This is a genomic window from Enterobacter cloacae complex sp. 2021EL-01169 (genome assembly GCF_020733125.1).
Taxonomy (GTDB): Bacteria; Pseudomonadota; Gammaproteobacteria; order Enterobacterales; family Enterobacteriaceae; genus Enterobacter; species Enterobacter roggenkampii.
Window position 1 is genome coordinate 1319878 of the sequence record NZ_JAJFTC010000001.1, and the last position, 14623, is coordinate 1334500.

At 55.8% G+C, this 14623-nt stretch carries 12 protein-coding genes; 5 read left to right on the forward strand and 7 right to left on the reverse strand.

Features of this window, described 5'->3' with window-relative positions; genetic code table 11:
- Positions 1–23: 23 nt before the first annotated feature.
- Positions 24–1439 carry an MFS transporter gene (locus tag LLF79_RS06250; protein WP_227879256.1) on the reverse strand — a complete coding sequence of 472 codons (1416 nt, stop codon included), beginning with the start codon at positions 1437–1439 and terminating at the stop codon, positions 24–26.
- Positions 1440–1556: 117 nt separating this feature from the next.
- On the opposite strand from LLF79_RS06250, the gene LLF79_RS06255 reads away from it, so the two are divergent.
- The gene (locus LLF79_RS06255; RefSeq protein ID WP_126287921.1) at positions 1557–2462 is read left to right on the forward strand and encodes a LysR family transcriptional regulator; all 906 of its coding nucleotides are present in this window, start codon (positions 1557–1559) and stop codon (positions 2460–2462) included.
- Positions 2463–2465: 3 nt separating this feature from the next.
- Here LLF79_RS06255 and LLF79_RS06260 read toward each other — a convergent pair whose 3' ends face one another.
- On the reverse strand, positions 2466–3920 hold the full coding sequence (locus LLF79_RS06260; RefSeq protein WP_227879257.1) for a Cu(+)/Ag(+) sensor histidine kinase: 1455 nt from the start codon (positions 3918–3920) through the stop codon (positions 2466–2468).
- Positions 3910–4593, reverse strand: coding sequence for a copper/silver response regulator transcription factor (locus LLF79_RS06265; RefSeq protein WP_008503517.1), 684 nt, complete (start codon positions 4591–4593; stop codon positions 3910–3912). The genes LLF79_RS06260 and LLF79_RS06265 overlap by 11 nt, the downstream gene beginning before the upstream one ends.
- Before the next feature lie 162 nt (positions 4594–4755).
- Between LLF79_RS06265 and LLF79_RS06270 the strand changes: the two genes are divergently transcribed.
- From LLF79_RS06270 to silA, 4 genes are read left to right on the forward strand one after another with little or no spacing between them, the layout of a single operon-like run.
- Positions 4756–6141: an efflux transporter outer membrane subunit gene (locus LLF79_RS06270; RefSeq protein WP_227879258.1), complete on the forward strand. Its 1386-nt coding sequence runs from the start codon at positions 4756–4758 to the stop codon at positions 6139–6141.
- A gap of 28 nt (positions 6142–6169) precedes the next feature.
- A complete protein-coding gene (cusF, locus tag LLF79_RS06275; protein WP_227879259.1) occupies positions 6170–6508 on the forward strand; it encodes a cation efflux system protein CusF in 339 nt (112 codons plus the stop codon).
- Between the two features lie 11 nt (positions 6509–6519).
- A complete protein-coding gene (locus LLF79_RS06280) occupies positions 6520–7767 on the forward strand; it encodes an efflux RND transporter periplasmic adaptor subunit (protein WP_227879260.1) in 1248 nt (415 codons plus the stop codon).
- 10 nt (positions 7768–7777) lie between these two features.
- Positions 7778–10918, forward strand: coding sequence for a Cu(+)/Ag(+) efflux RND transporter permease subunit SilA (gene silA, locus LLF79_RS06285; protein WP_227879274.1), 3141 nt, complete (start codon positions 7778–7780; stop codon positions 10916–10918).
- A 41-nt stretch (positions 10919–10959) separates the two neighbouring features.
- Here the strand turns inward: silA and LLF79_RS06290 are convergent, their stop codons facing one another.
- The 4 genes from LLF79_RS06290 to LLF79_RS06305 form a co-directional block, all read right to left on the reverse strand.
- Positions 10960–11529 (reverse strand): hypothetical protein, encoded by a 570-nt coding sequence (locus tag LLF79_RS06290; RefSeq protein WP_008503225.1) that lies wholly within the window; start codon positions 11527–11529, stop codon positions 10960–10962.
- Between the two features lie 15 nt (positions 11530–11544).
- Positions 11545–12039 (reverse strand): hypothetical protein, encoded by a 495-nt coding sequence (locus LLF79_RS06295; RefSeq protein WP_227879261.1) that lies wholly within the window; start codon positions 12037–12039, stop codon positions 11545–11547.
- 34 nt (positions 12040–12073) lie between these two features.
- Positions 12074–13027, reverse strand: a complete 954-nt coding sequence (locus LLF79_RS06300) for a LysR family transcriptional regulator (protein WP_227879262.1) — start codon at positions 13025–13027, stop codon at positions 12074–12076.
- A 195-nt stretch (positions 13028–13222) separates the two neighbouring features.
- Positions 13223–14260: an aldo/keto reductase gene (locus LLF79_RS06305; RefSeq protein WP_227879263.1), complete on the reverse strand. Its 1038-nt coding sequence runs from the start codon at positions 14258–14260 to the stop codon at positions 13223–13225.
- Between the last annotated feature and the right edge of the window lie 363 nt (positions 14261–14623).

The window sequence follows — 14623 nt, forward strand, 5'->3', positions numbered from 1 at the left end:
GGGTGGCGCTGCGCTTACCCGGCCTACATTGTGCAACGCTTGCCTGTAGACCGCGCAGGGCGCAGCCTGCTCAGGCTAAATACCACCGAACCCGTCGAGGCGATGACGGCTAACCACAGTGCAACCTGGATAGCATGTTGATGGTCCCATCCTGCCGCCGCTCCCAGCAGAACCCCCACCACGGCGGCGCCGAGACACTGTCCGAATGTTCTGACGATCGACAACACGCCGGAGGCATAGCTGGCATGTTCCCGCGCCACGTTAGCGAGCATTTCCCGATTATTGGGACTCTGGAAGCAGCCAAACCCCATCCCGCAGACCAGGCTACGCAGACAGATATTCCACACGGAAGGATTCTCCGGCAACGTGGCCAGCAGGACCAGCCCACCGACAAAGACCATCAGCCCGAGGGTCGAGATGAGCGGCGCGGAGATCGTATCCGCCCAGCGACCCGCGTGCGGCGCGATCAGCACGATGCCAATCGGCCATGGGGTAAACAGCAGCGCCGACACCACCGGGCTGAAGCCATACACGCTCTGAAACAGGAACGGCAGCGCGACAAACGTGATCCCCTGGCTGACAAACGAGGCCAGCGAGGTCAGCGCGGCGAGGGTGAAGCGCCCGTTTCTGAACATCACCGGCGGCAGTAACGGATGTTGCGCGCGCCGAATCCGCCAGGTAAAGGCGAGGGCGCTAACCAGCGCGAGAACGCTCCAGCAGACGGCCTGCAGACTAATGTGTTGCGCCACGTGCTGAAGGCTGTCGGCCAGCATGATCGCGGAACCTAACAGGACGGCGGAGAGCACGGCGCCCGGCGCATCAAAGGGCGGTCTGTCAGCAACCGATTCCCGCGGCAAGGCCCGCCACGCCAGCAGCAGGGCGATGCTGCCCGGAATAAGGTTAATGGCGAACAGCCATTGCCAGCTCAGGGCGTCCAGTATTGTTCCACCGAGTACCGGGGCAATCGCCGTGCTGGAGGCGATAAGCAGGGCGTGCAGCCCCAGAATACGGCCCAGCAGTCGGCCAGGAAAAACGGACCGCAGGATCGCCGGGGCGATACTCAGGGTCGCCGCCCCGCCGATGCCCTGCAGAATTCGCATCCCGGTTAACATTTCCGGCGTTGTTGCCAGCGCGCAGCCGAGCGAGGTGAGCGTAAAGGTGGCAAGCCCGCTCAGAAAGACCGGGCGATAGCCCACGCGGGCCGCCAGCGCGGCGAAAATAGCCAGCGTCATCGCCGCTGACAGCAGATAACCATTAGCGAACCAGACCGCAACGTTCGCGGGGACCTGCATCGCTCTAGCCATAGAGGGGAGCGCGATGTTGATCATGGTGCCGTCAAAGACGCCCATCAGCGTGGTGGTCATGACGGCGGCCAGGACCCGGGCGCGTTCATGCCCGGGTAAACCTTCATCGCCGGGCTGGTTGGTAAATAGCGTCATCGTCGTTACTCCGGATAAGAATAGTGATGACGAAACTATAATCATGCGCTATACAGGGCGGAAGACGCAGCATTTGCACTTAATCGTTGCATATAACGCCTTATCTGAGGAGCCATCGTGTCCGATCCTGACTTTAACCTTCTGGTTGCGCTCGACGTTCTGCTGGCCGAAGCCAGCGTGGCGGGCGCGGCGCGACGTTTAAACCTGAGCACCTCCGCCATGAGCCGCACCCTGAGCCGGCTGCGGGAGGTGACCGGCGATCCTATTCTGGTGCGGGCCGGGCGTCATATGGTGCTGACGCCCTGGGCCGAAGCCACCCGGGACCGCGCCAGAAGCGCCGTGCACGAGGCGAGGGCGGTGCTGCAGCCCTCCACCGACACGCTGAAGGTGGAAAGTCTTGAACGGCTGTTCACTATTCGGGCCAACGACGGTTTTGTGGTGGCGTTTGGACCTATGCTCATAGCCGCGGTGGCGAGGGTTGCGCCCGGGGTCTGCATCCGCTTCGCTCCCAAACCTGAAAAAACGTCGCGCTATTTACGGGAGGGGCTTGTCGACCTGGAGATTGGCGTGCAGAGCAACATGGGGCCTGAAATACGGCTGCAAAGGCTCTTTCAGGATCGGTTTGTTGGCGCGGTGCGCAAGGGACATCCGCTCTCTTCACAGCCTGAGGTCAGCCTTGACGATTATGTTGGCTGGGGCCATGTGGTGGCGTCGCCTGATGGGGCGTTACACGGGTCTGTGGACGACGCGCTGGCGGAGCGGGGGATGAAACGAAAGATCGCCAGCGTGGTGCCTGGATTCCCGACGGCGTTATCCGTAGCGCTGGCCTCCGACCTGATTGCTATGGTACCGGCGTTGTACCTGCTCAATCAGGCGATGACCGAGCGCGTGCACGTCTTTGAACTGCCCTTTAAGACCCGCACTATTACGGTATCCCAGATGTGGCATCCGCGCATGGAACGGGATCCGGCGCATCGCTGGCTCAGGGAAAAGGTCCTTGAAGTGTGCCGCGCGGTTTGCTGACGCTCAGAGCACTTTCCCCGGCACCGTGAGGATGAAGCGCGTCGACACCGCATCCGATTCCACGCGGACTTTTCCGTGGTGCGCGGTGACGATGGACTTCACGATGGCAAGCCCAATCCCGCTGCCTTCGCCCTTACGCTGCCTGGACGGATCGACGCGATAAAAACGGTCAAACAGCTTTGGCAGATGCGCCTGTGGGATCGGCGTGCCGGGGTTTTCTGTTACCAGCTCAACGTCGTTATCCCGTTTTCTGATGGAGACCGTTACCGCTTTCCCTTCCGGCGTATAGCGCAGGGCGTTGGAGAGCAGATTATTGATTGCTCTTCTGAACATCTGCGGATCGCCTTCTATCAGGCAGGGCATCCCGTTAAATTTCAGCGAGACGTGGCGTTCTTCCGCCCAGGCTTCGAAGAAATCGAAGACTTTCATCACCTCAGCGCTTAAATCAAACATCACCCGATCCGGGATGAGCTGATTATTATCCGCCTGCGCCAGGAAGAGCATGTCGCTGACCATGCGGGTCATCCGGTTGTACTCTTCGAGGCTGGAGTAGAGGACATCTTCCAGCTCTTTCTGGGAGCGGTTCTGACTTAACGCGATTTCCGTTTGCGTCACCAGGTTGGTGATGGGCGTCCTGATTTCATGCGCGATGTCGGCGGAAAAATTCGCCTGCCGGGTAAAGACATCTTCAATTTTCCCAATCATATGGTTGAAGGAGATCACCAGCTGTTCCAGCTCAACGGGCACGCGGGACGGCTCCAGCCGCGCATCCAGATTTTCGGAGGTGATATTTTTAATGGCGGTGCTGACGTTACGCAGGGGCAAGTGTCCCTGACGCACCGCGATACGAATCACCAGCACAATCAGCAGGCTGATCGCCGCGGCAATGGCAAAAAGATTCTTCTTCAGCGCCTCAAGGTAGTGGAGATGAAAATTAATCGAGAGCCCGATCAGCATGACGTAGTCCCGGGTTTTGCCCTGCAGCGTCGCCCTGCCTGAGGAGGCGATAATCCGGTACGTTTCCATTTTCATGTCGGACCCGGCATGCATAGGCTTGACCGGGTCTTCTACCGTCCAGAGAAACACATCCTGTGCCTGACGGTGTTTGCTAAAGTTCGCTGTGTTCATCGCCGGGCGCAATGCCGCGCCTTGCGCCGAGCTGAACAGGGTATTGCCCTGCGGATCCAGAAGCAGGACGGCCACGTTGCGGTAGCTGGCGACCGACTCTTTGAGCTTGCTGATTTTCTTTTGGTCGGGATCGGCCGGAGACTGGAGGATGCGGTGCATTGCGCTGCTAATCTGCTGTAAGTCGCTGATATCCTGCTCGGCAAAGTGCTTCTCAACGGAATGCAGCATAAACCAGGTAAAGGCGAAGAAGGCCAGTATGGTGGAGAGGCTGATAAAAAAGTTCAGCCGCAGCGCAAGCGAGAACGGGCGTCGGAGGGGCTTAACGGGCATCCGGCACCTCCAGCATATAGCCTACGCCGCGTACCGTCTGGATCAGCTTGGGTTCAAAATCGTTATCGATCTTTGCGCGCAGGCGCTTTACCGCCACATCTATTGCGTTCGTGTCGCTGTCAAAGTTCATGTCCCATACCTGGGAGGCAATCAGGGAGCGGGGCAGCACCTCGCCCTGATGACGCATGAAAAACTCCAGCAGGCTGAACTCCTTGCTGGTTAACAGGATGCGATTGCCCGCCCGGCTGACCTTCCTCGATACAAGGTCAACCGTCAGGTCAGCCGCCTGAAGCTGGCTTTCCGCGATCACCGTATTTCCGCGTCTTAGCAGCGTCCTGACCCGGGCGAGCAGCTCCGCAAAGGCGAAAGGTTTAATCAGGTAATCATCCGCGCCCAGCTCAAGCCCTTTAACCCGATGTTCAATCGTACCGAGAGCCGTCAGAAGCAGTATGGGCATCCCTTTACCGGCAGAGCGAAGCATGCGGACAATATCCCAGCCGTTCACGTCGGGCAGCATGATATCCAGAATCAGCAGGTCATATTCCGCGGTCATGGCGAGGTGGTACCCGGTGAGGCCATTATCCGCATGGTCCACGACAAACCCCGCTTCCGTCAGCCCTTTGCTGAGGTATTCCCCGGTTTTCATTTCGTCTTCAACGATCAGTATTTTCATCTTGCTCCCCAGACTGGCTGCTGATGACATTCTAGTGAGCCCGCGATCGTTAACAATGACTTACGCCATAAATGACAGCATTGTCATTATCCTGTCACCGGTCAAACAGGATGCGTTCAGTAGAGTAGCCCTAAAAATCCTCTGGACTTGATTTGAACCGCTATGTTCCTGTTAAAACGACTCAGCATCACTACGGTATTTATCCTGGCAGGCTGCGTCTCGCTGGCGCCTGACTACCCGCGCCCGGCATCACCGGTACCCCGGCAGTTTTCGCTCTCGCGCAACGGCCTGACGCCCGCAGCGGCCGGGTATCAGGACACCGGCTGGCGCAACTTCTTCGTCGACCCTCAGGTAGCTGGATTGATTACAGAAGCCCTGAAAAACAACCGCGATATCAAAATGGCCGCCCTGAAGATTGAAGAGGCCCGGGCGCAGTTCAACGTGACGGAGGCGGATCGTTATCCGCAGTTGAATGGATCCGCGGGTATCACGTACAGCGGTGGGCTAAAAAGTGACAACCCGACCTCACGGCAGTACGACGCCGGTCTTGCGCTTAGCTACGAACTCGACTTTTTCGGCAAGCTGAAGAACCTGAGCGAGGCCGACCGACAAAACTATTTCGCCAGCGAAGAGGCCCGTCGCGCAGTGCATATTCTGCTTGTCTCTAACGTGTCGCAGAGCTACTTCAACCAGCAGCTGGCGTATAAACAGCTGCGCATCGCGCGGGAAACGCTGAAAAATTACCGGCAGTCTTATGCGTTCGTTGAGCAACAGCTGGCGACGGGGAGCACCAACGTGCTGGCGCTGGAACAGGCCCGGGGACAGATCGAAAGCACGCAGGCAGAGATTGCCAAACGAGAGGGGGAGCTGGCGCAGGCCAACAATGCTCTGCAGTTGCTCCTCGGCACCTATCGCGGATTGCCGGGCGACAGCGGAATGAACGCCCGCGATATTGCGCCGGTAAAACTCCCGCCCCATCTTTCTTCAGCGATACTGCTGCAGCGCCCGGATATTATGGAGGCGGAGCATCAGCTTAAAGCGGCCGATGCGAATATCGGCGCCGCGCGTGCCGCCTTCTTCCCGTCAATTTCCCTGACCAGCGGGCTTTCAACAGGCAGTACGGAATTATCCAGCCTGTTTACCGCGGGCAGTGGGATGTGGAATTTCATCCCCAAAATTGAGCTTCCGATTTTTAATGCGGGCAGGAATAAGGCCAACCTGAAGCTGGCTGAAATTCGTCAGCAGCAGTCGGTTGTGAATTACGAACAAAAAATACAGGCTGCCTTCAGGCAGGTTGCCGACGCGCTCGCGCTGCGGGACAGCCTCAACCAGCAGCTTGCTGCGCAAGAACGGTATCTTGATTCGCTAAACATTACCCTGCAGCGGGCCAGAGGATTATATACCAGCGGTGCGGTGAGCTATATCGAAGTATTAGACGCGGAACGGTCGCTGTTTTCCACGCAGCAAAATATTCTCGACCTTATTTATGCCCGGCAGGTTAATGAAATTAACCTCTTCACCGCGCTGGGCGGCGGTTGGGCCGAATAACCTCATTTAATTAAAAAGGATATTAAACATGCGCAATTCACTTAGCGCCGTCGTATTTGGTGCAATCATTATGTTTTCTGCCGGTCTTCAGGCTGAGGTTCATCAGCACGAGGCGATGAGCGCCGCCAGCGAAGGTGCCTCAGAGCAGGTTATCACCGGGACTGGGATTGTGAGGGATATTGATCTCACGAATAAAAAAGTGACGATTTCTCACGAAGCCATCCCGGAAATTGGCTGGCCCGCGATGACCATGCGTTTTACTTTTATGCAGGCCGACGCGAGTATTACTGCCTTAAAAGTCGGCAGCCACGTGAATTTCTCCTTTGTTCAGCAGGGCAATCTCTCTTTACTCAAGAGCATTAAATAGCGAGAAACGGCATGGCCTCATTAAAAATAAAATACGCTGCCATGATAGTCAGCAGCCTTATTGCCGGAGGGCTAATATCGGTGACGGCATGGCAGACACTTTATTCATCTGAAAAAAAAGCAAATAGCGTTGCGGAAAGAACGGTGCTTTTCTGGTATGACCCGATGAAACCCGACGTGAAATTCGACAAGCCCGGTAAATCACCGTTTATGGATATGGATCTGGTGCCGAAATATGCCGATGAGAATGATAAAAACAGTGACGGTATCCGTATCGATCCGACCCAGGTTCAGAACCTGGGATTAAAAACGCAAAAAGTGACGCGCGGAAAGCTGAATTATGCCCAGACGATCCCGGCCAACGTCAGCTATAACGACTATCAGTTTGTCATTGTGCAGGCGCGTGCGGAAGGGTTCGTTGAGAAAGTGTACTCGCTGACGATTGGCGATAAGGTGATAAAAGGCACGCCGCTGGTTGATATCACCATTCCGGACTGGGTCGAAGCGCAGAGCGAGTTCCTCCTGCTTTCCGGCACCGGCGGAACGTCCACGCAGATAAAAGGCGTTCTGGAGCGTCTGCGCCTGGCGGGTATGCCGGATGACGATATTCAGCGGCTGCGTGCGACCCGCACTATCCAGACCCGGTTTACCATCAAGGCGCCCATTGACGGGGTGATCACGGCCTTTGACCTGCGCACCGGGATGAATATTTCCAAAGAGAAGGTGGTGGCGCAGATTCAGGGGATGGATCCGGTCTGGATCGGCGCGGCGGTCCCTGAATCCATTGCTTATCTGCTGAAAGATACCTCGCAGTTTACTGTTTCGGTACCGGCTTATCCGGATAAATCCTTCCCGGTTGAAAAATGGCGTCTTCTGCCGAGCGTGGATCAAACCACCCGTACGCTGCAGGTACGCCTGCAGGTCTCCAACAAGGATGAACTGCTGAAACCGGGCATGAATGCCTACCTGAAGCTGAATACCCAAAGTCAGGAAATGTTGCTCATTCCGTCTCAGGCCGTTATCGATACCGGGAAAGAACAGCGCGTTATTACCGTTGATGCGAACGGGAAGTTTGTACCGAAAAGGATCCACGTTCTGCATGAATCACAGCAGCAGTCCGGCATTGGTACCGGACTGGAAGAGGGGGAGTCGGTGGTGGTCAGCGGTCTGTTTCTGATTGACTCGGAGGCCAATATTACCGGCGCGCTGGAGCGCATGCGCCACGCTGAAGCCGCTGACGACGCGCATTCAGGCCATTAAGGAGACGATGATGATTGAATGGATTATCCGGCGTTCGGTTGCCAACCGTTTCCTGGTGATGATGGGCGCGCTGTTTCTCAGCGTCTGGGGGACATGGACCATCATCAACACCCCGGTCGATGCCTTGCCCGATCTGTCTGACGTTCAGGTGATTATCAAAACAAGCTATCCCGGCCAGGCCCCGCAGATTGTTGAAAACCAGGTGACCTATCCACTCACCACCACCATGCTGTCTGTTCCTGGCGCGAAGACCGTGCGCGGTTTTTCACAGTTTGGTGATTCGTATGTATACGTTATTTTTGACGACGGGACCGATCTGTACTGGGCCCGCTCGCGCGTGCTGGAGTACCTGAATCAGGTTCAGGGCAAACTCCCCGCCGGGGTGAGTTCCGAAATCGGCCCGGACGCCACGGGCGTAGGCTGGATATTTGAGTATGCGCTGGTGGACCGCAGCGGAAAACACGATCTCGCCGAGCTGCGATCATTGCAGGACTGGTTCCTGAAATTTGAGCTGAAAACAATCCCGAACGTGGCTGAGGTGGCCTCCGTCGGCGGCGTGGTGAAGCAGTATCAGATTCAGGTTGACCCGTTAAAGCTGGCGCAGTTCGGCGTCAGCCTGCCGGAAGTTAAGCAGGCCCTTGAATCGTCTAATCAGGAAGCGGGGGGATCGTCCGTAGAAATCGCGGAAGCGGAATATATGGTGCGGGCCAGCGGCTATCTGCAGACCATCGATGATTTCAATCACATCGTCCTGAAAACCGGTGAGAACGGTGTGCCGATTTACCTGCGTGATGTTGCCCGCGTACAAGCGGGGCCGGAAATGCGCCGTGGTATTGCCGAGCTGAACGGGAAGGGGGAAGTGGCGGGCGGCGTGGTGATCCTGCGTTCGGGTAAAAACGCGCGCGAGGTCATTACGGCGGTAAAAGACAAGCTGGAGACGCTGAAGGCCAGCCTGCCGGAAGGCGTTGAGATTGTGACCACCTACGATCGCAGCCAGCTCATCGACCGGGCCATTGATAACCTGAGCAGCAAACTTCTCGAAGAGTTTATCGTGGTGGCCATCGTCTGCGCGCTGTTCCTCTGGCACATTCGCTCGGCGCTGGTGGCGATTATCTCTCTGCCGCTTGGCCTGTGTATTGCCTTTATCGTCATGCATTTCCAGGGGCTGAACGCCAATATTATGTCGCTGGGAGGCATTGCCATCGCCGTCGGCGCGATGGTGGATGCCGCCATCGTGATGATTGAGAACGCGCATAAGCGGCTGGAAGAGTGGGATCACCAGCACCCGGGAGAGCAGATTGATAACGTCACCCGCTGGAAGGTGATTACCAACGCCTCTGTAGAGGTTGGACCGGCGCTGTTTATCAGCTTGCTGATCATCACTTTATCCTTCATTCCCATCTTTACCCTTGAGGGGCAGGAAGGGCGGCTGTTTGGTCCGCTGGCCTTCACCAAAACGTACGCCATGGCAGGAGCGGCCGCGCTGGCCATCATCGTGATCCCCATTCTGATGGGATTCTGGATCCGGGGTAAAATCCCCGCCGAGAGTCGTAACCCGCTGAACAGGCTGCTGATTAACGCCTATCATCCGCTGCTGATTCGGGTGCTCAACTGGCCCAAAACAACCCTGCTGGTTGCGGCCTTATCCATCTTCACGGTGATCTGGCCCCTGAGCCAGGTGGGCGGCGAGTTCCTGCCGAAGATTAATGAGGGCGATCTGCTGTATATGCCGTCAACGTTGCCCGGCATCTCTCCGGCAGAAGCGGCCGCGCTCTTACAGACCACGGACAAGTTAATAAAAACCGTCCCTGAAGTGGCCTCTGTCTTCGGCAAGACCGGCAAAGCCGAAACGGCAACGGATTCCGCGCCGCTCGAAATGGTGGAAACCACCATTCAGCTTAAGCCTGAGGATCGGTGGCGTCCCGGGATGACGATTGACAAGATCGTTGAGGAGCTTGATAAGACCGTTCGTTTGCCTGGCCTTGCGAATCTCTGGGTTCCGCCCATTCGCAACCGCATTGATATGCTGTCGACCGGGATTAAAAGCCCGATTGGCATCAAGGTGTCTGGTACCGTTCTGGCTGATATCGACGCCACGGCGCAAAGCATTGAAGCGGTAGCCAAAACGGTGCCGGGCGTGGTGTCTGCCCTGGCAGAACGTCTGGAAGGCGGGCGCTACATCGATGTCGATATCAACCGGGAGAAAGCCTCCCGCTATGGAATGACGGTGGGCGACGTGCAGCTGTTCGTCTCCTCGGCCATCGGCGGTGCGACGGTGGGTGAAACGGTGGAAGGCGTGGCCCGCTATCCGATTAATATTCGTTATCCTCAGGACTACCGGAATAGCCCGAGCGCGTTGAAGCAGATGCCGATCCTGACGCCGATGAAACAGCAGATTACGCTGGGTGATGTGGCGGATATCAACGTTGTTTCAGGCCCCACGATGCTGAAAACGGAGAATGCCCGGCCTGCGAGCTGGATTTATATCGATGCCCGCGGCAGGGATATGGTGTCGGTGGTGAACGACATTAAGACGGCCATCAGCCAGAACGTGAAGCTCAGGCCGGGTACCAGCGTGTCATTCTCCGGGCAGTTTGAACTGCTTGAGCACGCCAACAAGAAACTGACGCTGATGGTGCCGATGACGCTGATGATCATTTTCGTTCTGCTCTATCTGGCGTTCCGTCGCGTGGATGAGGCCCTGTTGATCCTGATGAGCCTGCCGTTCGCGCTGGTCGGCGGGATATGGTTCCTGTACTGGCAGGGCTTCCATATGTCCGTGGCAACCGGCACCGGGTTTATCGCCCTGACCGGGGTGGCAGCTGAGTTTGGAGTGGTCATGCTGATGTATTTGCGTCATGCCGTTGAAGCACATCCGGCGCTGTCCCAGCGCGAAACGTTCACTGAACAGGGGCTTGATGACGCCCTTTATCAGGGCGCCGTGCTGCGCGTGCGGCCAAAGGCGATGACCGTCGCGGTGATTATTGCCGGTCTGCTGCCCATTCTCTGGGGGACCGGGGCAGGCTCAGAAGTCATGAGCCGGATAGCGGCGCCCATGATTGGCGGGATGATTACGGCACCGCTGCTGTCGCTGTTTATTATTCCTGCGGCGTATAAGTTAATTTGGTTGCGCAGGCATAAAAAGCCATAAAAAAACCCGCCGGTAGCGGCGGGTTTTTACGGGATGAATGCTTAGCGCGCCTTGCTGATCAGTTTGCGCCAGGCTCTGTTATGCAGAGTAAATAGCAGCATCTTATAGAAAGCGGTAGAGAAGATGCAGCTGCCACTAAGCCCCAGCATGACAGTACTCACCATCGCAGCGGTCAGACTGACGCCCGGAGCAGCGCTACCGCTCAGCGCGGCCAGCAAATAGGCTGCCGTTAATACCAGACTCATCACCGCCAGCGTAAGATGTAACCGCACGGCGCGCATGCTGCCTTTGCCAATCATAAACATCGTCACGCCGTTGATGCTTGCGAACAGGAGGGCGATCAGCACAACCCACACGAATACGCGTTCGGCTGGCTGGCCGAGTGCGGCGAGTACGTCATAGCCCAACCACAGCTGAGGAATCGCGAAGCTGACAATTACCCCGAGAGTACTGATTGCCGCTGGAATACCCATGGTGTGTAGGCCCACAGGTTTGCCCATTTCTTCAGCCAACTGAGTCTTTAGCTGTTGCAGCTGTGTCGGGGAGGTATTGCTTATGCTGGTAGCCACCTCGTTACAGTGTTGCAGGCGACGGGTTAAAACTTTAAACATTTGAATACTCAGCGTTCAGTTAGGTAAAAATGATTGCAGCACACCTACTACATAGCGTCCTGACTGGACGGTATTTTGTGGATTGCGGATAGTCCCAGTGAGTGAGCTCCCCACAAAGGCCGATGCGTTGTTGACCGCACTCATCAGCTCGCGCTGCAGTGATTTTTGTAACGATTCGCTTGGGAAACGTTTCGGATAAACACCTGCGCGGATCGCGGCCTTTACCCCGGCACTGGAGATACCTGGATTCTGCGCTTTAATAATCTCTTCCGTGATGCGCTTACGTTCGGCACGGCTCAGGCTCTGGAACCAGGCGGTAACTTTACTTGAAGACACCGCTTTCATCAGCTTGTACGTTTCTAAAGTACCTCTTAGCGCGGTTCCTGCCGCAGCAAGCGAAATGACATCCAGAACTGTCGTGGTGGCAACGTACCAGTCCTGGCTGTCAAGCCATGCAACATCGGAACCATGGTCGTTATGGATAGCCAGCAGACGGCCCGCGCCAATCATGCATTGCGCTCCCGTAGCCAGTGTACCGGACAGACTAATCGCCGCAATCACACCAGACCCGCCAGCGGTAAACGGTACTGCCGCACCGGCACCAAACGCCATGACAAGCGTAACCAATCAGAAGGCGAAGCCCGGTCGGCAGTTGCCGGCGGCTTGAATAATAGATATAAAAACCTTCCTCCAGCGGGGACCATTCCGTAAGCACCAGGCGGAGTCGTCCATCCTTCACATAGGGTGCAACAAGAGGCTCCGGAAAGTACATTAGGCCGGCTCCGCCTAAGACGGCCACAAGGCCCGTTTCAGCCTGATTGACCGTCACAGAGCCTGGCACAGTGATTTGGTACGTTTCGCCGTCTCGCTCAAGTTCCCAGCGATAAATCCGATCGTCGCCGAGACGATTGCTTATACAGCGATGGTGTAATAAATCATCAGGATGTTCAGGCGTTCCGTAACGTTCCAGGTAGTCTGGGGATGCGGCGATAACCCAGCGAATATCGGCAGATAAACGCCGGGCAACCATGTCTTCCGGGACGGTGCCACCATAGCGGATACCGGCATCGAAGCCCGCATCAGTGACGTCAACCATACGGTTGCTGGCCACAATATCGATTTCAATATCGGGATAGCGATCCATAAACGCGGGCATAACCGGCGCAAGCAAAAGATTGGCAGCTTCAACGGCAGCATTGATGCGGATACGTCCGGTAGGGGTATTACGATACCGGTTAAGCGATTCAAGCGCGCCTTCTATCGTGTCGAAAGGCTGAAGGACAGACTGAACCAGTTCTTCACCTGCTGCCGTAGGGGTGACGCTCTTGGTCGTGCGATTAAGCAGGCGAACCCCGAGCCGGGTTTCCAGTCCCTTCAGGGCATGACTAAGCGCTGATGCACTGACACCTAATTCAATGGCAGCACGGCTGAAACTGCGATGACGTGCAATAGCCATGAAATAAATGAGATCGGCAACATCAGCTCTGCTTATTTGCATACAGAATCCTTTTCCTTGTGCCTTAACGCCCGACTGCGTTGATACGGAAATGATATACACCATAGACCGATTAGCGCTAATCCGTTGCTGAATTTTTTTCGCAAGTCCATCCACTCATCGCCTCTCACTGAAAACGGTGTGCTTCGTTATTCTTGAAAATAATGAGACCCGGCAACGCCGGGCCAGGGAAGGGTGTTAACGGTTCTGTATTGCTGAAGGCGGCGTGAGTGAAGGGGGCGTATCAGGAAGCGGGGGAATGATCCCGTCGACGGGGTGCGGCAGATAGTGTGCCTCGAGTTCCGTGATTTCAGCATCGCTAAGTGAAAAGTCCAGTGCGCTGATAGCCGTGGAAAGATGTTCTGGTTTGGTCGCGCCAATGATCGGGGCTGTGATGACCGTTTTTGATAGCAACCAGGCAAGTGCAACATGGGCTCTTGGCACATGGTGCTTTTCAGCAATGCTGGCAACAACATCAATAACGGGCTTATCCAGAAGGGCTGCGTTCTCGTACATTTTTAATGCAAAGGCATCGTTTTGCGTTCGTCGGGACGTGACACTCCAGTCGCGCGTAAGCCTGCCGCGCGCCATCGGACTCCAGGGGATCACTCCAACGCCCTGGTCTTCACACAGGGGCAGCATCTCGCGCTCTTCTTCCCGGTAAAGCAGGTTGTATTGCGGTTGCATCGTGATAAATCTAGTCCAGCCGTTACGCTCAGCAGTATGCTGCATTTTTGCAAAGCGCCAGGCTTCCATAGATGATGCGCCGATGTAACGTACTTTTCCTGATTTAACGAGGTCATGCAGAGCCTCCATGGTCTCTTCAACAGGCGTGGAGTGGTCAAAGCGGTGAATCTGAAAGAGATCCACATAATCCATACCTAAGCGCATCAGGCTATCGTCAATAGACTGAAAAATGGCCTTGCGGGAAAGAAACCCGGTATTGGGTGAGTTGCGCCACGGAAAGAAGGTCTTTGTCGCCACAACGATCTCGTCGCGTCTGGCCATTTCTTTCAGCGCTTTTCCTGTGATCTCTTCAGAACTTCCGCCCGAGTAGATATTCGCGGTATCAAAAAAATTAATGCCTGCTTCAAGCGCCTGATGAATGAGCGGTCGTGACGCTTTTTCATCCAGGGACCAGGGTTGAGGCAAACGTTCGGGGTCACCATAGCTCATACAACCGAGACAAAGACGGGAGACTTTCAAACCGCTACGACCCAGATTCACATACTTCATTCGGTGTTCCTTCTTTTATTGCCAGCAATTCTGTATGTGACAGGGTATTGCACTGACATGAAGGGAACCAGCATGCGCCATCGAATGGTGTTTTGAGTTTTTTTCACAAATCGTCGTTATCGACAGTGAAAGACGAGAAGCGAGAGGGCGGTCAGAATTAATAACAGATTGATGTATCGGCTCGTGATTAGCTATCAGATATCATTTAACATAATATACATTATACGCACTAACGTTGTAATGGCTCAATAGTAATGTCCGCCTGTGGCTCAATTCAGATGTCCGCGCTATGGTAAGCTTCACTGGTCCGTTTAAACTACCGGGAGGCATATCATGAGCGCAGAAAGCTCAGGAGTGTTTACT